This window comes from Leptotrichia wadei, assembly GCF_007990445.1.
Classification (GTDB): Bacteria; Fusobacteriota; Fusobacteriia; order Fusobacteriales; family Leptotrichiaceae; genus Leptotrichia; species Leptotrichia wadei_A.
Genome location: NZ_AP019841.1, coordinates 2,081,425 through 2,106,219 on the forward strand (window position 1 = coordinate 2,081,425; position 24,795 = coordinate 2,106,219).

Consider the following 24,795-nt stretch of genomic DNA (forward strand, 5'->3'; position numbering starts at 1 on the left):
AAATTCAAATAAATATTAATATCTTTACAATTTGTTTTTTTTTAATTTTATTTACTCTCTAACAAGAAGTCTTGACTCTTGCTAAGATAAAAATTTATAATAATCTATTATGCAACATAAGATGTGCCTAAAAACTATCAAATAAATTATTCAATATATTTTAGAACACATCCAAATGTTTATATTCTACTCAGGATAAACCAAATTCGCTTCCGTCAAATTCTCCAAAGTTTCTTCCAAAAACTTTTTCGATTCAAAATTAGCCATCGCCAAGTTTTGATCTAAATAGTTTCCACATTCAATTGCAGTTGCTCCTGGGATTTCTCCTTTAAATTCTGCCATAAATTTGTAAAGTTCTTTCATTAAGTCAATGATGTCCTTTGATTCTAATTTTCCTTTCAAAATTACATAAAATCCTGTTCTGCAACCCATTGGTCCAAAATATACAACTTCATCTTTCCAAGTTGGATGATTTCTTAAAAATGTTGCTCCTAAATGTTCCATTGTGTGAAGTTCTGCAATATTTATAACTGGTTCTCTGTTTGGCAGCTTCATTCTCACATCAAAAGTTGTGATGTAATTTCCATTAATTTCGTCAATTCTTGATACATAAATTCCTCTGTTTAATTTTTTATGATCTACTGTAAAACTTGCTATTCTTTCCATATTTTCCTCCATATTTTGATATATTTGATAACAAGGGGTTTTGTCCCCTTGCTTTATGAATATTTACTTTTGTTTATCTTTCCACTTTTAATGAAGATTCAATTAATAAATCTAATGTTTCTGAGTAGCTGTATCCTTTTGAAGCTGTACTTTTTGGCAATAAACTTGCAGCTGTCATTCCTGGTGATGTGTTTACTTCCATGAAATATGGTGTTTCTTCGTTTACTACCATAAAGTCAATTCTTGCGAATCCTTCACATTTTAATCCATAATAACTATCTTGTGCAAATTTGTTAATTTCAGCTTGTACTTTTTCTGGGAATTCAAACACATATTCTTTTGCTCCACCTTTTGCATATTTTGATTCGTAGTCAAAGTAATCTCCAGCAAGAGCTTCGATTCTTATTGTTGGGAAAACTTTTCCACCAATTACTGGCACACTTATTTCCACTCCATGTAATACTTCTTCAATTAAAGCCTCTTTATCCATTCCAAATACAAGTTCTAACCCTTTTTTCAATTCTTCTTCTGTTTCTACAAAACTTACTCCAATACTTGAACCACCGTTATTTGGTTTTACGATAAGATGATCTCCTAATTCTTTTTTTACTGTTTCAAAATCAACTGTTTCTCCTACACGAACACTTTTCCATTTTGCAATTCTAACTCCGTATTCAGACACAATTCTTTTTGAAAATTCCTTATCCATACAAACTGCACTTGACATCACTCCAGGCCCACTGTAAGCAATTCCAAAACTTTGTAAAATTGCTTGTATTCTTCCATCTTCTCCAAATACACCATGTAAAGCAATGTAAGCAAAATCTAGATTCAAGTCTTTTATTTTTTCATAAACTTCCTTTTCAGTATCAATTACAATATCAAAAACTTCATATTTATCTCTATTTAAATTTGCTACAATTTCACTTCCTGTTTTTAGCGACACTTCTCTTTCCGTCGAAACTCCCCCACGTATTACACCTACTCTTAATTTTGACATTCTTTTCATCTCCTTATTATTTTATAATTAATCCCAATTAAAATCATCTTTTGTAAACTCATATTTTTTTCTGCAAAAATGACATTCAGTCTCAATTTTTCCTTCTTCTTCCAAAATTTTATTAATTTCATCTTTTCCAAGCGTAATTAATCCTCTGTAAAACTTATCCCTTGTACAGTTACACTTGTATTCCAAATCTGATTTTTCCAAAATTTCAAAATCTTCCACATAAACTTTTTTATGGGCACCATCAACATCTGTTTCATCTTCAAATACTGAAATATCCTCGTAAAGCAGCTCCACAATCTGTTCAAGGCTCATTCCACCTTCTAAAAGTTCAGTAATTGTTCTAATTTGCAGCAATTTATTTTCTAATTTGTCAATAAATCCGTCTTCTACTCCTGGCAGCAGCTGGATTAAATAACCACCAGCCCTTTTTACTTCGCCATTTTCATTCAATTTCACTCCTAGTGCAACAACGGATTTTATTTGTTCAGACAAAAGAAAATAATGGGCGACAATATCAGCAATATCCTCTTCATTTATTTGAGTAACGCCAGAAAACGGATCACGTAATCCCAAGTCCTTTATAACCTGCATTGTTCCATTTCCAATAAATCTTATTTGCCCCGTTTCGTCCTTTATAAAATTACCATTTTCATCCACAATCTGATGAAATTTTTCCTCAGGATTTGCAATATAACCTTTTACTTCTCCATTCATATTCCCAGTTGCAAGCATATTTCCATAAGGCCCGTCCCCATTAATTCTAACCGACACCAAATCCTTTTCATTTTTCAGATCTTTCCCCATCATAGCAGTCGCAGTCAGCAATTTCCCAAAAATCGTAGTTGCTATCGGATCAAGATCGTGTATTTTTTTTGCTTCCCTCACGATTTCTGTCGTATCACAAACAAAAAATCTTGCACATTTGCTTGTTCCTCTAATTATTTTTGATTTTTCCATATTTTTTACATCCCTCTTCTATTTTAACACTACGCTATAGTATTAATTTTTATCAATTTGATTTTAAATAAATTTAATTATGCTTTCAAAATCATATTACTAGAATATCATATTCTATACAAAAAAACAAGGCAATTCAATTTTTACTTTTTCTTCAGTTTTATCAAAAAAAAATCTATGAAAATTAAAAAGAATATGCTATACTAAATAAAGGAAAGTATAATTCAAATATGTTTATACTTTTTTATTTAGTTATATAATTGTAAAAATTTAGATTTTAAAAAATATATTATAATAAAAAAGGAAGAGAGGTCTAATATGGAAAAAAAATCAAAAATAACTGCAATGTTATCTGTATTATTAGTTTCTGCTCCAACTACAGCAAAAAAAATTACAACATCAAATCTTCGTGATAATGCGATGAGAACTACTGCAGTTGAAGTTGACGGAGAAAACAATATAGATGATCTTGAAGTATCAAAAAGCAAAGATGAATCTGATGTTGTCGTACTGGATACAAGTAAATTAAAGTTTGATTTTAATAGTGCCACAATAAAGGAAGAATACAATCCTATACTGGAAAAATTAACAAATTATATTGAATCTAAAAATTATAAAGTTTCTATAATCGGATATACTGATTCCAAAGGGACTAAACAATATAACAAAGAATTATCTTTAAGAAGAGCTGAAAGTGTTGAAGAAAAATTAATTGAACTTGGACTTGCTCCTGAAAAAATAATTGAAACAAAAGGAAATGGTGATCTTAACCCAGTCGCTTCAAATGATACAGAAGAAGGAAGAGCAGCAAATAGACGGATTGAAGTTCAATTTGTAAATTAATAATTTTTTATTCACATAAAAACTTATAATTTTTTTTAAATTACGCCAGAATTTCCATTTATAAAGTGGTGACTGGCGTTTTTTAATATCTCGTGCTTCTCCTTATTCTAATACTAAACCCAATTTGAATAATGGATATGTTGTAAATCTTTTTAGCAGATTAAACCTGATATTTATTTTCAAATAATAAATAAGTGAACTACTCCCGCTTTTAGAAGCAGGAGCTTCTTGGGAAGTACCTGCTTTTGCTAGCCAAATATATTTACCAAGCTCTTTGGGTAGTTCCTACCCTGTCTTCTTTTATTTTTTAATATTTCAACATTGCTTTTCCAATGTTTTTTATATTCAATGCCGCATTGTAATCTCTATCAATTTCAATCCCACAACACTCACATTTATAACTTCTTTCTGATAATTTCAGTTCCTCTTTAATATTTCCACATTTACTGCAAATTTTCGATGATGGAAACCACTTATCTATCTTCAAAAATTGTTTCCCTAAAAACATCAGTTTATACTCAAGCATCCTCAAAAACATTCCCCATCCATTATCTCCTATACTTTTTCCAAAATTTAATGCCTGACTCATCCCTCTCATATTCAAATTTTCAACAACCACAGCATTATATGTTTCAGACAATTTTTTCGATAATTTATGTAGAAAATCTCTTCGGCAATTTTTGATATACTCATGCAATTTTGATATTTTCATTTTTTGTTTATACCAATTTTTAGAAAATTTCACTTTTCTTGACAATGATTTTTGTAATTTTTTCAATTTTTCTTCCAACATCCTAAAATATCTTGGATAATCAGCCCTTTGGTTTTCAGAACTAATAAATAATTCAGACATTGAAAAATCAAGTCCAATCACTTTATCACTATTTGGCATTTTTTGAATTTCTTTTTCAAATTCCGTCAAAATAGAAACATAGTAATTTCCATTACTGTTTGTCAATGTTACCGACTTTATTCTATAATTCTTTGGTATTTCTCTATGATATTTTAATTTTATTCTTTTCAATTTTGGCAAAACTAAATATTTTTTTTCCTCAATTCGTATCGAATTGTTCACACAATTTGTTGTATAACTTTTAACATTATTCTTTTTAGATTTGAACCTTGGAAATTTCGCTCTCTTCTGAAAAAAGTTCGTAAACGATCGTCTTACATTTAATTAAGCATTTGAAAGTGCCAGACTATCTACTTCTTTTAAAAATTGATTTTCACTTTTCAAACTGGCAGGTGTAACTATTTTATTTTTTCCAGTTTCTTCATAAATTTTATTAGCGATATATAAAATCGTATTGTAAACAAAACGAACACATCCAAAAGTCTTGTTTATCAACAATTCTTGATCTTTATTTGGATAAATTCTGTATTTGAATGCCAAATTATATTTCATAAAATTACACCTCCTTTTGATTTTGAATATTATTTTTAATTATTTCTTTAGAGATTTTATCATTATTTATACAAAAATTGTATCATAAGAGTATCCTTTTTTCAATTTTTTTTACAAAAAAAGCAATTCATCTCCCACTTATAGAAGTCGGAGACTTCTTGCTATCTTTTTGTTAAAACAAATATTCGCTTTTTAAACGGGGAATAGTATAACAAGAAATAAAAATAAAAAAACAAGGGATCAAAATCCCTTGATAAATAATATTCAAAATAAGTATAATTTTTATAATCCTGCTCCAAATTCAAATCCTTTTCCAGAATAGTTAAATTGAACATTCTTTTCCGGGAATGGAGTTACTCCAAATTTTAGTGAAACTACTGGATAATATCCTAATTTTTTATTATTCGGTTTATCCCATTTCATTCCTGCTCCAATTTCCCATTCGACATTTTCAAATCTATGTGTCAGTGTTGCCATTCCTAAAGTTAATTTATTAACTTTCTTAGCATACCATGAACTTTCATAAATTTCAGGATCAGAAGATTTTGGTGCTCCATTTTGCACATATTGGATCTTTCCTCCAACCCACCATGGCTTATCTGGATCTCGCGAAAACATATATTTTCCTTCAAATTCATGTTTTCTAAAGTCAAAAGTACTGTTACGAGTCGAATCTCTACGGTATATTCTATCTGGTCTTTCCATTATAAAAGCATATCTCACAAACATTTTTTCCAAATATCCAGCCTCAACTTTAAAAGTCAAATCATTAATTTTGTCAAATCCCTTCATTCCGCTAGGATTAGTCGCATCAGAACCATCTATTTGCATATCCATCCCAACTTGGAAATATTTTTTATGACTTCTCAAATTTTGAAGTTTAGCATTAAAATCATTTAAGCTGAACTTATTTTGACGATAATTTTCCTCTTCCACATAACTTTTATACGCTTCTTCCTCATCACTGCTCAAAAATAGCCTATTATCACTATTTACAACAATATTATCTATATTAGATTTATTGGCATTGTTAATAGAAAATTCCTGTGTATTTGAATTTTTTACCATATTTACATCTTTAATTTGATTTTCAGATTTTATAATTTCTGCTTCCCTGTCTTTTTCCTTTTTGTCCAGATCAGCAGCATATCTAGGTTTAGCATTATTTTCATATTTATATAAAAATCCAATTGTAGTATAATCATTTCCACGTATATATTTGTCATCTGAAGTAATAATTGGAGTATTTTTCAAATCTCTGTATATTTTTTTACCAAATCCAAGATTTACTCTAAAATAATGATCCGATTCAAATTTCTTATTTTTCATTTTTGAAGTATCATAAACAAATCCTAATTTGTGATAGTTTGTCTTTAATTTTAATGCCGGATATCCAAATGTAGCAACATTTCCATAAATATCATTTGCCTTATTCAATGTATTTGTATACTCAAATCCCCATTCATTAAAATTGATTCCAAAACTTCTTTCCTTTAGAGATTCCTTGTATATCTTCTGATTCCATCCAAGACTGGTATTATATGGAAATAACTGTTTATTTTTATCAGAAAACTTATACAGGAAGTTATCTCCAGCATCTGATACATATCCATATTGAATTTCTCTATTAAAATCCCTTTCAGATTTAAAATCTTTAAATTCATACTCATCATTATTTTCAAAATTAAGGCTTACAAAACGTTTATTTGCAATATCAGCTTTAAAATAGTTTTTAACATATCTATTTTTTAACCAGTGATCCATAAAATGTCTGTCATCTCTCATTGCTAAATTATAATTAAACGTTACATTTCCTATATGATAGTTAAAATCATTTCTAAGTCCAATAGCATTTGTTGGAACTTCTACAATGTCATACCCTCCATAAGTTGCACTATCAGCAGTTGTCCGTTGAAAACTTACTGTTGCATCATTTGTAACTTTTACATCGTATTTATTATTATTCTTGGAAGTATTGTCAAAAATTGTTGTAAATAATCTTGTATCCAATGTAAAAATTTTCATTGATGGACTTTGCTTTATAGTATCTCCGCTTGCATCTCTTGCAACTTTATATCCTGTTTTTGAATTCAGATCTTCTACTTTTTTTCCATTTCTAAATTCAGGCACTGGTAAACTGCTATAATCACGGTTTTCAAAAGCTAAGTTATACCCGACAAAAGATTCTCTCAATGGAATATCAATTCTATCATTACCCATATTAAATCTTTGTGATCTATATTTTTCATAAATGATTTTCTTAGGACGGCGTATTATCTCATTATCTTCATAAACTTTATAAATACGGCTTTCATCAGTTGTTGATGGATTTAAGAATAATGCATTATAATTTTCATTATCTCTTGTATAATCATATTCATATTCTTTTTTTATTATCTCAACTTGCTTTGCCTGTGCTCCAAAATACAGCGTATTTGTTAAATTCTGATAGCCAGTACGAGGCTGATATCCAAAAAAGTCACTTTCCCTGAATGGATAATAATTTCCAAATGTCAATCCCCATTCCTTTCTCTTGTCATAAGCAACATTCTGAACCCAATGAATCGTCTTGTCATCACCACGATCTCGCATTCCTAAAAGTTCTCCATATTCATCCTTATCCGAATTAAGATAATCAAATTTTATTTTTGGCCCCCTAAAGTCAATTCCATAATTTCTTTTTTTTCTATATGAGTTCAAATCTCCGACATATCCAGGATTAATATCCCGAAAATCCTCATTATCCACTGTTATTTCCACATCTTTATTACCATTTGTATACTTTATGCTCTTATACAAATCAACGTCTGTTCTACGTGGATCAAGATCATCATCCTTCATAATCTTGTCATTTATATCAGTCAATGCCTTTAATGCATGCTTATCCTGTGTCCAATAATATTTTGCATTAAATTCTCCATTTTGACCAAGCTCCTGATTAATATTCATATCCCAGAAACCAATATGTCTATATTTATCTACAAATGCAGTATAATCATCCTTTAATTTTGCACCGTCGACTGCATACATTAAATTAGTTGTAATATTTTGATAATTTAAATTCCAGATTCCATAACCTGCATCGTAAAATTTTCTATCTTCCTTGGCTTTTTTCGGAACATTTGTAACTTTATGATTCCATTTAAAATCCCATTCCTGCTTATGATTTCCGATTGGAACAACAACCCTGTTTACAAATATATTTCCAGAATTATTTCCCCAGAAGGAATAATCATTTGAAACTTTTAAAGCCAGTTTTTGCTTTGTACTTAATTCAAAATCAACAAATCCTTGTGCAAGCGGACCTAAATCATAGTCAAACCCCATAATTCCAAAAAGCCCTCTGTCGCTATCCATCCCAATGTAAGGAAATAATGTAGCCCTTTGAGTTGACGGCTTTAGAGAAGTTACATAATATGGCAGCTTAAACCAAGTTTTTCCTCCAGCAAAAAAGCCAATATTTCTTGCAATAGCCTTTTTATTTGGATAAATTTCCAGCTCTTCTGCATTTATTTTATAATTAGGTTTTTCATAAGGACTCGTAGTAAACCATCCATTTTTTATAAAAATTGCCTTATTCCCTAAACTTAAAGTTTCCTCTCCACCATAACGTAATTTTAAGTTAGAATCATAACTTTCTGAATTAAATATTTTTGCCAGCTTTGTATCCATATCAAAAATAAAATTATCAGCCTTTATAATTTGAGAACCTTGAGAAAATTCAACGTTTCCAGAACCTGAAAGAATATTTTTATTAGCAATTTTTTTTAATTTGTCAGCATTTATCGTATAATCTTCATATTTTACAGTAACATTACCTTCTGTTTCTATTTCTTCCGTTTCCAGATTTATTTTAGACTTTTCTGTTTCCAAATCTATTACTTCCCCAGCAGCATTCAGCTTGCCACAAAGTATGATATAAAACAGCAAAATAAACAATACTTTATATTTCTTCATCCTTTTCATTTCTTCAACCTTTTATTTTTTATTATATAATACCTTATCAATCACTAAAATTATATCACACCTCTATGTTTTGAACTTTCCCCAATTAAATCACAACTTTTTTAAGCCCCTTTTTATTTTTCTAGACATTCTCAATTTCCTTACTGTTCCAGTTCAAAATCATCCGTATTTGACATACTTAATTATTGTTTTTATTATATCATAAGTGACCAAATGTTTCAAATTTTTTGTCTTTGAAGACAGAGTAAAAAATGTAGCAATACTAAAAATAGCATTTAAAGAAAAAAACTGTTTCAAGCCATCGTTACATAGCCAAAACAGTTTTTTATAAAATTAAATATTTTTTTTATTAATTATTTTCATCATCTTTTTTTTCTTCTGTTAAAGTTTTATTTTCTATTTTTTTATTTTCATCTGCAGCTTTATTCGCTTTATTTTTATAATTTCCTTTTGCAAAAGAAAACTCATCAGGAATTTCAGTATTATATTCTACATTTAAATAAATTATTGAAACTATTATTACTTGAAACAAATTAATAACCGAACTTATAAGCGCTCCTATAATAGTTCCTACAGTTCCAAAAAATCCAAATACAACTCCTAATACAAATCCTGAAACAAGCAAGATAATTACAGGTAAAAACATTCTCATTCTATCATTTTTACAAAGGAAAAGATTATATTTAAATGTTTCACCAATACTCCCATTTCTAGACATGTATGCAGGTATAAAATACAATATAAATAGCAGCACAACAATAAAGACCACTATAAGAATAATAATTGGAATGATTATGGCTGCTAAAATTCCAATTCCTCCTCCGCCATACAATGTCATCCCTATTATTCCACTTATATACGGAAGCATAAGAAGGCCTACCAAAAGTCCTGCCAACAAGCTAATTCCAAGCAATACAAATGATTTTACAGTTGCATCACCTGTTTCATATCTTTTCCCTTCAATTTTAAAAATAACTTTTCTATAGAAAAACCATATTCTAATCAACATAGCAAATGATACCAAAGTTCCAATGATATTTCTTAATAGCACTGAAATCAATGATAAAAACATAATAATCATTATATCTTTATTATCATCTCTAATCATTTCATTAAAAAGTTTATACGCTTCCTCAAAATATTGAGATAAACTTAACTTTTCACTTTTTAATAAATTTCTTAATCTATTCATTCCAGTCTCCCTTTCATTATTTTAATTTATATCAAATATTTTAACATTTTTTTCTTAATATATCAATAACTTTTTACTATAGGCTTAAATTTCCCTAATAAATTTTTCATTTAAAAATTAAAAGTCTTAATATTTTTATTGATTTGATGGTTTTTTCAGTTTTGATTCCCATTCACTGACTTCATCAGGGAAATAATTCAAGAAATTGTCAACTTTTTTTCCTTTAATGTCAACACTCAATATTTTGTCATTTTCCCTTAAAGTTCTTATTACTCTCAAGTCTTCACGAGATTTTATTCCACCAATAATTGTATACTTTCCATTTAGCTCCTTCATTGCCTCCATAGTAATAAAAAACTGGCTGCTGTTAGTATCAGGCCCTGAATTTGACATTGCCAATATTCCTTCAACATCAAAATTTAGCCATTTCTTTTTCTCATCTGGAATAATGTATCCTGTCGTTCCAGTTCCATTTTCAGCAGGATCTCCCCCCTGAACAAGTCCATTTGGAACAACTCTAAAAAACTTTAATCCATTATAGAAATCATTTTTTGCCAAAAATACAAAATTCGCAACATTTTTTGGAGCTGCTTCAGGATATAAAAAAAATGTAATATCCCCTTTTGTAGTTTTCATTACAGCTTCCATTTGAAAATCCTTCATTATTTTCTCAAATTTTTTATTTTCTTTCTTTTGATGATTTTTACTTCCTTTGGCTTCAGCAATGCTAACCATCATAATCATTAACATGCTAACCAATATCGCTATTTTCTTCATTATTCTCCCTCACTTTTTTATATCATAGACCGATTTTATTTGCTTTATAACAAGGGGAACTTCCCCTTGCCAAAGTATTTTCAAAATTCATATAATTATCAGAAAAGCTAATATGTCCTTTTTATATATTTTATAGTTTCTTCAACTTCAATTTTATTATTAAAGTCAAATTCCAAAATTCTAAAGTTAATTTCCTCAACATCCAGATTATATTTTAAAAGCTCCTTTTCCTCCATAATATTATCGTAAATGACAAGGACGGAAAACTGGTTTCCAAATCCGTCAACCAGCTCCAATGTGTTAATTACTCTATTTTTTTTCATATTAAAGGCATTTCTTATTATTTCATTCGCTTCCCTTTTATTTCTAGACTGTTTGTAAAGCTCAGAAATTATCATAGGCAGTTTTACCGCAAATAAAATTTTCAGCTCTTCCCTTTTTTTAAATTTTATTATTGCCATTTTTAAAATCCTTATTTTTTTATTTTTGTAATATTATCCTTGAATTGCTTTTGTCAATGGCGGAATAATTTGTTTCTTTCTTGAAACTACACCCTTCAAAGTTACTAAATTACTGTCAACTTTTTCTCCAAATGCTTTTTCAATAACATCATTTCCATTTCCAGAAACTAATGCTGTAGAATCATTTGTTAAAATATTTGTAATTGCAAGCATAAAGAATTTTAGCCCTTCTTTTGCAATAATATTATCAATTTCAGCCAATAATTTTTCTTTTCTTTCTAAAACTTCCGCTTCATTTACAGTATTGACTTGTGCTACACCAATTTTTTCACCATCAATTTCAAATATTTTCATGTCCATATTAAGAAGTTCTGCTTCAGATTTATCTCCAAGCGCAGTTCCAGCCTTTAACATTTCAAGTCCATATTCCTTCAAATCTACTCCAGCAATTTCAGCCAATTCCTTTCCAGCCTTTGCGTCACATTGTGTACAAGTTGGAGATTTAAACAATAATGTATCTGAAATAATTGCGCTTAACATAAGTCCAGCAGTTTCTTTACTTGGTGCAAGACCATTTTCCTTAAATAATTTTAAAATAATAGTCGCAGTACATCCAACAGGCTCTACTCTTGCATACAATGGCTCATCTACATTGAAATTTGAAATTCTGTGATGATCAATCAATTCCAAAACTTTTGCTTCTTCAAATCCATCAGCAGTTTGAGTTCTTTCATTATGGTCTACTAAAATAATTTCCTTTCCAGCCACATTTTCCACCAATTCAGGCTTTTCAACTTTAAAATAGTTCAAGGCATACTTAGTTTCTTCATTAACTTCTCCAAGTCTTACAGCCTTTACATCTTTTCCCAATTTATTTTTTAGTTCCGCATAAGCAATTGCCGAACAAATTGTATCTGTATCTGGATTTTTGTGTCCAAAAACTAATATTGACATATTTTTTCCTCCTAAATTTTAATCATTTTATATTATTATAACCTATTAATCTTATTTTTGAAATAGAAAAAACCATTTTTTGAAAAAAACTTAAAATAAATGTTTTGAAACACGGGATCAAAACTCCTTGCTAATTTAGTTCATCAAATACTCTTAATAATTTATTCTTAAACTTCCAGCAATTTTACTTCGATTTCATAATCCTCCGAAACTTTTCCCCTTAAAATATTCTTATATTCCTCAATTTGCTCCTGATATTCTTTTTTCGTTTCAGGCTCAAATCCAGTCTTATAATCATAAATATAGATTTTCCTGTTATTCTCATCAATATTTATTCTGTCAATAATACGCTTCTTCCCTTCAGAATCATAAACTTCAAATTCATTATAAACTTTATATTTCTTATCATAAATATTGATATTTTTTTCAATAAATTTATCCATTCTGACAATCAGTTCTTCCACAATTTTTTTCCCCAGCATATTCCCATATCGGCTCAAAAGTGCAGATTTTGCTATCTTTTTCTCATTTTCCAAATCATTTAAAATATGCTCAAAATAGTAGTGCATTGCAAGACCTTTTTTACGCTTAAACTCATTTTCCAACGTATTTGAAGATTTTTCCATTCTTAATTTATCATCGTTAAAATATGTTTTAAATAAACTATCGCTAATTTTTACATCTGAAGTATCTGTTGTTTCTTCTGGAATTTCCGATTCTATAATTTGACCCGTTTCATATTCATATTCATATTCATTTTCATTTTTATTTTCATTTTCATTTTTGTAAACATCAATTATTCTCTTTGCCAAAGGATCTGTATACCCTTTTTCCTTCGTAACCTCGGCATCAAAAAGTAATATCAAATTTTTCTTAGCACGAGTCAACGCAACATAATCATTATTAATTTCTTCCATTTCTTCTTTTTGAATATTTTTATCTATTAATTTACTCAAGTCATTTCCAATCATTTTTTTATCATAACCTGAAAATAATAGCATAAATTTTTTCACATCAACAAATTTTTCATCAAAATCTAAATAGCTTTTTAAATTGCTCTTGTCAGTATTTCCTTTATTCGATTTACGCTTATAATAAAATACTGTGTCAAATTCCAATCCCTTCGAAGCATGAATTGTCATCAAATTTATCGCATTAACATCCCTACTGCTAACCTGTCTCAAATTTTCCTTTTCTTCCTCAATAAACGTAATAAATTCGTACAAATTATTGTATTTTTTCAAAATATTAAAAAATATAAAAATATTTTTCAAATCACTGTTTGTCGAATAATATTTTGTTATTTCAAAATTTTCTACAAGTTTTCTCGAAAAATTTTCATTTTCATATTTATTATTCAAGTCTTTCGACAACCTTTTCAATTCCCTAACTTTCTCAAGAATTTCCTCAAAAATCAAATTATTTCTCTCTAAAACATTAATTTCTTTATATTTCAAAAGTTCTTCTTTTACATTTTCATCCTTTTGCATATCAATAAATTCTTTAAAACTAATTGCTTTTGAATCTTTATTATCATTTTTTTTCTTTTTATTAGCCTTTTTAGAATCTTCTATTTTTTGATATCCATTAATAAATCTCATAATCTCATTTTTATTCTCAAGCAAATATTTCACATGACTATTCAATCCACCAATCAAATCACTTCTCATAAATTCCAACAAATATTTGAAATTACCAAATGCAAAAAATTTAATTAACTGATACATTGGAACAATTGGCTTATACTCTAAAATTGTCGTTTTACTTTCAAGCGTATATGGAATTTTCGCTTCATTCAGTACTTCTGCAATCTCCTTCAAATGTGTATTTGTACGGCAGATAATCGCACTTTTTCCTAAATTTTTTACTTGACCATTTTCTATCATTTCAATAATTTTTGTATAAATTTTCGGTGTTTCTTCTTTTGTATTTCGTATAAAATATCCAAAATATCCTTTCTGATACTCTTCGTCATCTCTATAACCTGAATCAACATAATTCCATTTCGTATCATAACCTTTAAAGATTTTATTAACATTTTCAATAATAGCCTTATAACTTCTATACGATTTATCCAAATTCTGAACATTTCCTTCAATCATCGTTTCCAATTTTTCAAATAATTCCTTTTCACCACCACGCCAGTTATAAATACTCTGTTTCTCATCACCAACGCAAATAATATTTTCCGAAGTATTCATTAGCAATTTCAAAATTTTCCATTGTAAAATACTCGTATCTTGGAACTCATCAATCATAATCGTGTCTATTTTCCCACCAATCAACTCAAGAAATTCTTCTGTAACTCTATCATTTTCCACAAATTTTAAATCTTTATTGAAAATAAATTCGTATGTATACACTAAAATATCATTGTGAGTAAGTCTTTTTGAAGAAATTTTTATTTTTTTAGCAATATCAAATATTTTTTGAGCTATATTTTTTAATTTTTTATCTAATGGTAAAACTTTTTCGATGAAAATATATTCTGATAACTTTTCTTTTAGCTCTTCAGATTTTGTTTCCAATTCTTCCCTGTCATCTTTATTTTTTTCCCCTTTAGTTTGAGTTCCATTCCAAAGTTTTTTTTCAAAAAACAAATCAATTTCAGGAACGATTAACTCCAATTTCTCTTTTATTTTTTGATTTTCATTTTTACTTTCATCCTTCGACAGATTGCTATACTTTTCATAAATATTATAAAATGCTTTTGTCAAAACATCTGTAACATTTTTATTTTTTTTATTAGCAACTTCCTCAATCTTTTCAAATATTCCATCCAATTCATCTATAAATTTGTAAGACACCTTCTTAACTTCCGACATTTTAAACCCTTTAGTCAATACAAACTTCGGACGCATATCCAATACTTCCTTAATTATTTCCATATACCTTTTAATATTTTTCTTCTCTTTTTTCTCATCAAAAATAAATTTAAAATCTTCAAAATTATCCTTATTTTCAATAATTTTAATCAAAATTTTTGAATAAAATTCATCAGTTTCCTCATCTAAAGTTTCATAATTATAAATATTAAAATATGGTGCAATTGCATTTTTAAAGATTTTATTTGTAAATCCGTCAATTGTAGAAATTCTAATATCCTCTTTATTTCTTATCATCTCAAAATAAATATTTTGCAATTCCTTTTTATTCAAATCATCAAATTTATAAATTTCTTTTAAGTTTTTCTCTAATTCTGCCCCATTTCCTTCATCGAAAGCAATTTGATGTAAAAAATCATAAATTCTTTCTTTAATTTCAGCAGTCGCCTTTTTCGTAAATGTCATTACAACTATATTTTTGTAATTAACACCTCTTATTAAATTAGCTATGAATTCTAGCGATAATCTATACGTTTTCCCCGTTCCTGCACTAGCCTTCAAAATTATATTATTCTTCTTCATCGCCTAATTCATCCTCCCCTCTACAAATATTTTTATACTCTTTGTAAAAATAATTTTTTGGATCTTTATAATTTCCTAAATCATAAAATTGAGAATTTCGATAGTTACTAACCACTTCTTCAACAGCCTTTTTAGTCAATATTTTATCCTCACTTCTATTATCTGGCACCAATTTACCTTCCCAAGTGTCAACAACAATCTTCTTAATATTTTCTTTGCCATCATTCTCCAACATTATCGAATAATAATCCAACTGTTCCATCGCTTTATAAACCTTATCATTTTTATAACTATTGTAACTATCTTTCAATTTTCCAGACTTATAATCAAATAAATAATCCTTGTCACTAGTTTTTATATGTAAATCCGTAACCCCATTGATAAACACATTTTCAAACAATTCTTTTTCTGAAGATAATTTTATTCTCTCCTCAAAATGAATTTCGATATTCTTTTCTGCTTCCAATTTTTCAATCAATTCTTTAAAATATTTCTCTGCCGAATTCAAAATCTCTTCAAACGAAACTTTTCTATAAAATTCCAAATATTCCTTAGGAACCTTATAATCAAATGAATTTAGCACTTTTTTCAAAATTTCTGATAATTGATCTCGATCAATTTTAAAAGTTTTATTCTCCAAAGCAACCTTATTTTCCATTACAACATTTTCATAAAAAGCATGAATTATCGTTCCAAAAATCTTAACATTTATTTCATCCTCGATTTCTTCGACTTCCTGCTCACCAATCGCTTTTTCCAAATAATATCCATACTCAAAATCTCTCATTTTCTCAAACGAATAATATCCTAAACTCAATTTTTCATTTTTTATTTTCTCAAAATTTTTCTCCAATTTCGATGGAATAAACTCTCCAATTTCCTTTTTCTCCCATTTCTCTTTTCTATCCTTCAAGAAATATTTTTTTACAAAATAAAGCTCTTCCGCTTCACTTATTTCACCTTTCGTAACTTCAATTCCATACTTCAACTTCAATTCTTCAATAACACTCGCTGAATCAATATTCTTCTCCAAATCCTTGACATACGCCAAATACACATTTTTTGCCGCAAGAATATTTTGATAAATTTTAAACAATTCAATCAATTTTTTATCATCACTTGTAGGAAGCCCCATTTTTGCACGCTGAACTTTTGAGAATAAAAAATTATGAATTTTTACTTTTGGAAATGAATCCTGTAAATTCAAAATAATTACATTTTCCTTCGTATTTTCAGAAATATTTTCAAATGAATTTATCGAAAAGCTGTCTTCAGACTCATCTTCAGCACTATCTTCCAAAGTCAATCCAATCGACTTTTTATCCAAATATTTCAAAAATAATTTCAACAAATTAGCCGAAACATTCTCATTAAAAAATTTATCCCACAGATTATCAAAACTAAAATCTTCAAGCACAACCATTTCTGACAAAGCCTCAAAATATTTGTCTTTTACATTCTTGTCCTGTTTCACTTTCTTCTCATTATCCAAATAAATTTTTTCCAAGTAATCGCTATATTCTTTCAACGTAGTATATCCATAAATTTCTTCCAACTTTTCAACAAATTTAATAATTTTACAAACAGCTGTCATTCTTTGATTGTAAATTTCCTTAAATTTTTCCTTTTGGTTCTCTTTTTCTAATTTTTCTAAAACTTCTTGATTTATTCGCTCCAATTCCTCTTTTGAAATGTACTTATAATCCTTTGAAACCAAATCTTGAAAAATATAATAACTTTCCTTCAAGTTAAAAATCTCCAATAAATCATTTGATTTATAGGCGTCATAAAAATCTTTCACTCGAAATAAAAGTAATTTCTCCTTATCTTTCCTATCAATTTCCTTCACGTTATCTAGCAAATTGTAAATCAAATTCAAAATTCGATAGATTTTCGTATCCTTCATCGTTATTTCCAAATTTGAAGAAATCTTTTTCTGTCTCAAAAGCTGATAATCACTTTTTGCCTCTTCAGCATTTTCCTGTGCCTCAAAAATCCGATAATTTTCTTTCAAATTATCATTTTCCTTGCTCACTTTTCTATTCTCTTTCTCAACTTCCTCCAACTTTCTAACTAGCCCCAACAATTCTCCAAATTTACTACTAAATTCATGAATTTCCACATTTATATTCTTTTTATCAAAAATTTCCTTCGCTGGCAATGAAAAATTTTCAGATATTTTCAATTCTTTTTCATTAAAATCATTTTCTGATAATTGCAAGATATTTTCCACAATCAGACCTTTTTCCTCAAATTTTTCCACAATTTCCTTTTCAAACGGAGAAAATTTCACTTTATTCACAAAATAAATTTTTTTGTATCTTTTCAAAAAATTATTTGAAATATTTTCCACATTTCTAAGCATATATGGCAAAATCAGTCCTTTTAACTGACAAGTTTCTTTTACCTTTTCATCCACCATTTTCAGCGTTTCAAACAATTCTTCCTGCCATTTTTCCAACTCAACTTTTTCCAAATCAATCTTATATTCTTGTAATTCTGCAAACAAGTTGTAATAATTATAGGCAATGTCGATAATATCGTAATAACTCGACACCTCCAATTTTTTTTTCAACTTCTCGTTCAACGAATTGTAAAATAATACAACTTGCTTTTCCTCTTTTATCACAATTTTGTCTGTCACAAACAAATTTTCATAAAAATCATAATTATTCATCATCTTAAAATTCTGAAAAATCCCTAATTCCCTCTGCATTTCCTCATCTCGTAAAAATTCCCTTTTAATCTCAAAAAATGAAGCCGAATTTTCAAACACAAAAAGAACATCTTCATTTTTCCTAAATTCTTCAAATAATATCTCTTTTAAATTAGATCCAATTTCTTTATAACTAATTTTCATAATATTCTTCCCTCCCTAATGTTAAAATTTTTCTTTTAAATTTTAATTCTATAATCAAATTAAAATTGTTGTGATTTTTTTAGAACAAAATTGACTGTTTGAACTTTTTCCAAACCTTTAATTATAATCAATTTAAAAATTTTAAAAAAATCCTTATTAAAAAGCGAGTTTCAATTCTATTTCAAAAAAACGCTTAGACAAGCGGGGATTGTAAAAGGGATGACAACTGATCACCTTTACATTAAAAAATGAAAAAACAAAAAACTACAGAAAAAATTTTTATTGACAAAAATTCACTTTATAAATTATCTTTTATTATTATAACATTTTTCTGAAAAAAACTGAAAAAAATCACAGCCAATATTCTTAACTGTGATTCTAATATCTTTACAAAAAATCAAAAAAACTTACTTTTTAAAATTTCTATTCAAAATTATTTATCTTACAATTTGGAATAAAATTGCAACGACTAGAAATAATGTTGCAACTATTTCTGTAAATTTTTCAATTCCTTCTTTTTCTTCATCCAAGATATTTGCAGAACTTTTTGCTAAACCTTGGCTTCTGTCTGGCTGTAGTAAAATTACGCTTATCATGATGATTGATAAAATTACTAAAGCTATAATTAATAAATTTTCTAACACTTTATTAGTTCCTCCTATAATCTAAAAAACAAGAGAATAGCTAATTATTTTTTATTTTCAAAACAATTATTTAGCTGCTGCATCTCCAGCTTTTATTATTACAGCGAATTTTTCAGGAATTAAACTTGCTCCTCCTACTAATCCACCGTCAATGTCTGTTTGTGCAATTAAGTCAGCTGCATTTCCATCGTTCATTGAACCACCGTATTGAACTGTTACATTTTCTGCAACTTCTTTTCCGTATAAGTCAGTCAATAATCCTCTGATGAATGCATGAACTTCTTGAGCTTGATCTGGAGTGGCAGTTTTACCTGTTCCAATTGCCCATACTGGTTCATAAGCAAGTACAACATTTGCCATTTGTTCAGCTGTAACGTCTTTTAATCCACCAACAATTTGAGTTTTTACAACGTCGTTAGTTGTTCCAGCTTCTCTTTGTTCTAATTTTTCTCCAATACATAAAATTGGTTTTAAGTCGTGAGCTAATGCTGATTTTACTTTTTCATTGATAATTTCATCATTTTCATGGTAATATTCTCTTCTTTCAGAATGTCCTAAAATTACATATTCCACACCTAAATCTTTTAACATTAATGGTGAAACTTCTCCAGTATATGCTCCACTTTCTTTAGCGTTCATATTTTCAGCGGCAATTTTAATGTTGCTTCCTGCAGTTTCTCTAGTTGCTGTTTCCAATGCAGTAAAAGGTGCTCCAATTATAATTCCTGCATTTTTAACATCTGCTACTAAAGGTTTCAATTCATTAAAGAATTTTGCTGCTTCTTTCGCAGTTTTGTTCATTTTCCAGTTTCCAGCTACTATTACTTTTCTCATAGTTTTTTCCTCCATTATTTATTTAATACATTTTCTTTTATTTTACCATATATTACCTTTTTTATCAATGCTGATACATCGAATTTTTTTCTTGAATATTTTATACTATTTCCCATTTAAATAGCAGGCTTACAAGAATCCAAAAACTCTTAATAGCAAATAATATAAAATATAACTTCTATCTTTAAACAGAGTTTAAATTAATTTATATAATCCAAAAATCAAAATCTTCACTTATTTGATCATATTTTTTATCTTTTCCAAGAATATCTGCAAATTCCTTAAAATCTTCGCCAGTTTTTCTCAAGTACTCTTCATTTCCTACAACTTCTTCTATTTTTTCTGAAATTCCATCCCACGATTTGTAAATGTCAGGTATTATTTTCAGACCTTCTTCAGTTATTTTCGTAATTGAATTTTTTCCAGACTTTTCCCTTTTCACATATCCTTTGGAAATTAATCTATCCACAAAGCGTGTAACTGTCGATGGAGCTATTGCCAATGTTTCAGATATTTGATTTACTGTAAGCCCATTTTCTTCTTCCTTCAATATAATCATCAAAAATCCGTGCGTTGGATAAATATCTATCTTTTCAAATGATTCTTCCGCTATTTTATTAACTATTCTAAACATCTTTGAAATTGAAAAATAAATACATTTTTGAATTTCCATTTTTCCTTTATTATCCATAAATTTTCACTCCCTTTTCTCATTTTCTGTTTTTATTTAATTTATTATCTACAGTATATTTTTCCCAAAAAAACAGGAAAGCTAATTTAATAATGATATATGCAGGAATTGCAATAAATGCTCCTCCAATTCCAAATAAAGCTCCTCCAATAAGAACTACCAGAAGCGTCGTAATTGGATGCATTTCTACAGATTTTCCAGTAAGCCACGGTTTTACAATATTTGCTTCTATTGTTTGTACAATCGTAATTAGCACTACAATAAAAATCACTAATTTAAATGATTTTGTAAAAGCATAAAGTATAGCCGGAATCAGTCCAATAAACGGACCAATAAACGGAATCACATTCCCAAAACCTATAATTACTGAAAAAAGCATACTGTAATCCATTTTCAAAAAATAAAATATTATAAATGATACAACTCCAACTATCATACTGTCAAGTGCTGTTACAAGAATATATTTCCCAATTGTTTCATCCATATTTTTTATAAGAACAATCAAGTCTTCCCTATCCATATTCTGCAATGCTCTCTTAACCCCATTTTCCATATTATCATAACTGAAAATAAGCATTATTGTAAAAATAGGAGTCATAAACAGCAGGCTGAATGTGCTGCTTATCAGCGAAAAACTTGAACTTAATACTTTTATGACATTAGATACAATTATATCCTTAGAACTCATCAGAGAACTTTTAAGGTCGATATTATTACTTTTAAGAAATCCAAAAAAATTATTTTGAAGCTTTTCCTGATTTTTTAGCAAGAAATCAATAAGACTCGATACCTGCTTTGTAAATATCGGCACAATTGTCAAAACAATGTAAAGAAAAATCACAAAAAATATAGTCAGTACAAGTAAAATTGCAAATGTACGATTTAATTTAATTCTTTTTTTCTTCTTGCTCTGCGAAATATCATTAAACAACTCTATTTTTTTTCTTTTTTCTGAATCGCTTATATTCATCTTTTCCACTTTTTCCAGCTCATTAAGTTTATCATTTTTTAAAAAAATGTCATTTTTGTTTTTTTCACTTATCATATCAATAAAAGGCATAAGACAGTATACGATTATAAACGATAAAATAAATGGAAAAATTGTACTTGTAACAAGTTTTATTTGTTTTGCGAAATTATCGTAAACTCTAAAAAATAACAAAAGTGCCAAAAGTGCCAATACCGTTACAATTAAAATATTTCTTAATTTTAACAGCTTTTCCTCATTGTAAAATTTCATTCACTTTTCCTTTCTATAACACCAGTTTCTAAAATATAGAAAATTTTTATTAAACAGTAATTCTAAATTTATAAATCTATCCAAAAGACTTTTCACTCTTCTTATTAAATACAATATCAATCGGACATCCTTCAAATCCAAAATATTCCCTCAATTTATTTTCAATATATCTTTGATAAGAAAAATGTATTAATTCTGGATTATTTGCAAAAAATACAAATTTCGGCGGTGCTTGGCTTACTTGTGTTGCATAATTTATTTTTACTGCTCGACCTTTTCTCGTTGGAACCGGATTTTGCGCTATTATTTCTGACAAAATCTGATTCAAAAGACCAGTAGTTATCTTTTTATGATATTCCTCATTAATAAATCTAGCCTGCTCTAAAATATTCAAAGTTCTTTTTCCAGTCAATGCCGAAATTGTAACAATCGGCGCATAATCCAAGAACGCCAGATCAGCCTTCACAAGCTCAGTAAATTCCTTTACGCTATTATTATCCTTTTCAATTAAATCCCATTTATTTATGGCAATAATAATCGGCTTTCTCTCCTCATAAATCATTCCAGCGATTCTCTTATCCTGATCTGTCAAAAGTTCTGTCGCATCCAGCATAAGCACACATACATCCGCCCTTTTTATAGATTTCATTGCACGTAATACACTGTAATACTCAATATCATCTTCCACTTTTGACTTTCTACGGATTCCCGCTGTATCAATTAAAGTATAAGTTTCTCCATCATATTTCAAGCTGGAATCAATCGTATCCCTTGTTGTCCCTGCAATATCACTTACAATAGAACGCTCTTCATTCAAAAGTTTATTTACAAGCGAAGATTTCCCGGCATTCGGTCTTCCCAAAATGGCAATACTAAGTCCATCTTCAGTTTGCTTTATCTTTTTATCCTCAAATTTTTCAATTACAGCATCCAGCAAATCTCCCAAGTTTGTCTTATGCTCTCCGGAAATTCCAATAACTTCCTCAAATCCTAGTCCATAAAACTCAAAAATATTTTCCTGATCACGCATATAATTATCAATTTTATTTACAGCTACAACAACTTTTTTATCCTGCTTTCTAAGTACAGTTGCTACATCTTCATCAAGTCCTGTAATACCAGCCTTCCCATCAACCAAAAATATAATTACATCCGCTTCATCAATTGCAACTTGTGCCTGCTGCTTAATTTTCCCCATCATAAAATCCTCAGTTCGTGGCTCAAGCCCACCAGTATCCACCAGTATAAATTCTTTCCCGCTCCATTCCATCTCACGATACAGCCTATCTCTAGTAACTCCAGGCTCATCCTTCACAATTGACAGCCTGTCCCCCACTAATTTATTAAATAACGTTGATTTCCCCACATTGGGCCTACCAACAATTGCTACCGTATGTTTCATTTTTCCCTCCATTTTTTATTTTTATAATTTTATAATAAAAAAATATATTATTTAAACAAAAATCGCATTAAATCAGTTCAATTTCAAACAAATTCATTTATATTTCAAATTAAATTTGAATATACAATATATTTTATCATATTTTTTACATTTTTATTAGTCTTTTTTTTATAATATTACAAAAATATATCTATAAAATAAATAGGAATTGCTAAAATTAACTAAAGAAGTGGAAAAGATATTGAAAAAGTCTTTAGAGAAAGAATAAATAAAACATTGATTATAATACTAAATCCCATTTAAAAAACAGAAATTATATTTTATATTACTGGCAAAAAGGCTTACCCTCTTATAAAAAATTCATAATTAATCCGTTATTTAAATGGGAAATAGTATAAAGTATTATTTAATTAAAATCCAAAAATAATTTCTAAAAATTACATATTTTTCAAAACTAATTCTACGATATTTTCAGCTCTTAATCCATAATTTGTAAGCATAGTTTCTCCATCTGCACTTTGTCCAAAAATATCTTGTATTCCATGTTTTATCACTTTTGTGGGATGAACTTCAGATAAATATTCTGAAACTGCGCTTCCCAATCCTCCAATTACCGAATGTTCTTCACTTGTTACAATAAATTTACATTCTTTCGCAGCTTTTAAAATAGTTTCTGTATCTAGCGGCTTTATTGTTGAAACATTGATTACTCTTGCTTTTATTCCTTTTTCTTCCAATAGTTTTTCAGCTTTTAAAGCCTCTGAAACCATAAGTCCTGTAGCTAATATTGCTACATCATCACCTTGTGTCAAAGTTACGGCTTTTCCTATTTCAAATGTATAATCTTCATCGAATAATACTGGAATATTCAATCTTCCAAGTCTTACATAGACAGGCCCTTCATATTCAGCCGCTGCAAAAATCATTTTTTCTGTTTCAACCGCATCTGCTGGCGATAATACAACCATTCCTGGAATTGCACGCATTAAAGCCACATCTTCAACTGATTGGTGCGAACCTCCATCTTCTCCTAACGAAACTCCTGCATGAGTTGGACAGATTTTCACATTTAATTGAGTATATGCTACCGAATTTCTAATTTGATCAAAAGCACGTCCTGCTGCAAAATGTGCAAAAGTCGAAGCAAATGCTATTTTACCAGTTGTTGCAATTCCTGCTGCGGTTGCAATCATGTCAGCTTCTGCAATTCCAATGTTTATATGTCTTTCTGGAAATTCCTTTTGAAAATATGCAGTCATTGTCGATTTTGACAAATCAGCTTCCAGAACCACTACATCTTTATTTATTTTCCCTAATTTAACCAATGTTTCCCCGTAAGCTACTCTAGTTGATTTTTTTTCCATTCTCATATTCTCCTATTTTTTTTATTTTGGTCATTTTTAAAGTTTATAAAATCCAATTAATGCAATACTTTAAATTTTTATATTCGCATATTGAATCAAAAAAATTATAACTTTAAATATTCA

General features: G+C 28.6%; 18 protein-coding genes and 1 pseudogene. 1 reads left to right on the forward strand and 18 read right to left on the reverse strand.

Features of this window, described 5'->3' with window-relative positions; all coding sequences use genetic code 11:
- Nucleotides 1-186: 186 nt before the first annotated feature.
- From FVE74_RS09840 to FVE74_RS09850, 3 genes are all read right to left on the reverse strand, one after another.
- Nucleotides 187-666 carry an S-ribosylhomocysteine lyase gene (locus FVE74_RS09840; RefSeq protein ID WP_147004358.1) on the reverse strand — a complete coding sequence of 160 codons (480 nt, stop codon included), beginning with the start codon at nt 664-666 and terminating at the stop codon, nt 187-189.
- Nucleotides 667-739: 73 nt separating this feature from the next.
- Nucleotides 740-1,666 (reverse strand): D-alanine--D-alanine ligase, encoded by a 927-nt coding sequence (locus FVE74_RS09845; protein ID WP_018499170.1) that lies wholly within the window; start codon nt 1,664-1,666, stop codon nt 740-742.
- 27 nt (nt 1,667-1,693) lie between these two features.
- Entirely contained in the window at nt 1,694-2,632 is a 939-nt protein-coding gene (locus FVE74_RS09850) for an Hsp33 family molecular chaperone HslO (protein WP_147004359.1), read from the reverse strand.
- Between the two features lie 318 nt (nt 2,633-2,950).
- On the opposite strand from FVE74_RS09850, the gene FVE74_RS09855 reads away from it, so the two are divergent.
- Nucleotides 2,951-3,475 carry an OmpA family protein gene (locus FVE74_RS09855; protein WP_147004360.1) on the forward strand — a complete coding sequence of 175 codons (525 nt, stop codon included), beginning with the start codon at nt 2,951-2,953 and terminating at the stop codon, nt 3,473-3,475.
- 307 nt (nt 3,476-3,782) lie between these two features.
- On the opposite strand, the pseudogene FVE74_RS09860 reads toward FVE74_RS09855, so the two are convergent.
- The 15 genes and pseudogenes from FVE74_RS09860 to FVE74_RS09925 all read right to left on the reverse strand — a co-directional run.
- Nucleotides 3,783-4,637 (reverse strand): annotated as a pseudogene (locus FVE74_RS09860) (RNA-guided endonuclease InsQ/TnpB family protein); the annotation flags it as partial.
- Between the two features lie 15 nt (nt 4,638-4,652).
- Nucleotides 4,653-4,880 carry a helix-turn-helix domain-containing protein gene (locus tag FVE74_RS11990; RefSeq protein WP_232053957.1) on the reverse strand — a complete coding sequence of 76 codons (228 nt, stop codon included), beginning with the start codon at nt 4,878-4,880 and terminating at the stop codon, nt 4,653-4,655.
- A gap of 282 nt (nt 4,881-5,162) precedes the next feature.
- Nucleotides 5,163-8,837 (reverse strand): LPS-assembly protein LptD, encoded by a 3,675-nt coding sequence (locus FVE74_RS09865; RefSeq protein ID WP_232053958.1) that lies wholly within the window; start codon nt 8,835-8,837, stop codon nt 5,163-5,165.
- 358 nt (nt 8,838-9,195) lie between these two features.
- Nucleotides 9,196-10,038: a hypothetical protein gene (locus FVE74_RS09870; RefSeq protein WP_147004362.1), complete on the reverse strand. Its 843-nt coding sequence runs from the start codon at nt 10,036-10,038 to the stop codon at nt 9,196-9,198.
- A 135-nt stretch (nt 10,039-10,173) separates the two neighbouring features.
- Nucleotides 10,174-10,815: a peptidylprolyl isomerase gene (locus FVE74_RS09875; RefSeq protein ID WP_147004363.1), complete on the reverse strand. Its 642-nt coding sequence runs from the start codon at nt 10,813-10,815 to the stop codon at nt 10,174-10,176.
- Nucleotides 10,816-10,922: 107 nt separating this feature from the next.
- Nucleotides 10,923-11,276 (reverse strand): hypothetical protein, encoded by a 354-nt coding sequence (locus FVE74_RS09880; RefSeq protein ID WP_147004364.1) that lies wholly within the window; start codon nt 11,274-11,276, stop codon nt 10,923-10,925.
- Between the two features lie 33 nt (nt 11,277-11,309).
- Nucleotides 11,310-12,230 carry a manganese-dependent inorganic pyrophosphatase gene (locus FVE74_RS09885; RefSeq protein ID WP_147004365.1) on the reverse strand — a complete coding sequence of 307 codons (921 nt, stop codon included), beginning with the start codon at nt 12,228-12,230 and terminating at the stop codon, nt 11,310-11,312.
- Nucleotides 12,231-12,397: 167 nt separating this feature from the next.
- Nucleotides 12,398-15,637, reverse strand: coding sequence for a UvrD-helicase domain-containing protein (locus FVE74_RS09890; protein WP_147004366.1), 3,240 nt, complete (start codon nt 15,635-15,637; stop codon nt 12,398-12,400).
- Nucleotides 15,624-18,497, reverse strand: a complete 2,874-nt coding sequence (locus FVE74_RS09895) for a PD-(D/E)XK nuclease family protein (RefSeq protein ID WP_147004367.1) — start codon at nt 18,495-18,497, stop codon at nt 15,624-15,626. Before FVE74_RS09895 ends, FVE74_RS09890 begins: the two co-directional genes overlap by 14 nt.
- Nucleotides 18,498-18,934: 437 nt before the next feature.
- Nucleotides 18,935-19,141, reverse strand: coding sequence for a preprotein translocase subunit SecG (gene secG / locus FVE74_RS09900; protein ID WP_006804864.1), 207 nt, complete (start codon nt 19,139-19,141; stop codon nt 18,935-18,937).
- 66 nt (nt 19,142-19,207) lie between these two features.
- Complete coding sequence (tpiA, locus tag FVE74_RS09905; RefSeq protein WP_147004368.1) at nt 19,208-19,975, reverse strand: triose-phosphate isomerase; 768 nt, start codon at nt 19,973-19,975, stop codon at nt 19,208-19,210.
- A 205-nt stretch (nt 19,976-20,180) separates the two neighbouring features.
- Nucleotides 20,181-20,666, reverse strand: coding sequence for a MarR family winged helix-turn-helix transcriptional regulator (locus FVE74_RS09910; protein WP_147004369.1), 486 nt, complete (start codon nt 20,664-20,666; stop codon nt 20,181-20,183).
- A gap of 19 nt (nt 20,667-20,685) precedes the next feature.
- Nucleotides 20,686-21,906 carry an AI-2E family transporter gene (locus FVE74_RS09915; protein ID WP_147004370.1) on the reverse strand — a complete coding sequence of 407 codons (1,221 nt, stop codon included), beginning with the start codon at nt 21,904-21,906 and terminating at the stop codon, nt 20,686-20,688.
- A gap of 76 nt (nt 21,907-21,982) precedes the next feature.
- Complete coding sequence (gene der / locus FVE74_RS09920; protein ID WP_147004371.1) at nt 21,983-23,308, reverse strand: ribosome biogenesis GTPase Der; 1,326 nt, start codon at nt 23,306-23,308, stop codon at nt 21,983-21,985.
- 437 nt (nt 23,309-23,745) lie between these two features.
- Complete coding sequence (locus tag FVE74_RS09925; RefSeq protein ID WP_147004372.1) at nt 23,746-24,672, reverse strand: transketolase family protein; 927 nt, start codon at nt 24,670-24,672, stop codon at nt 23,746-23,748.
- Between the last annotated feature and the right edge of the window lie 123 nt (nt 24,673-24,795).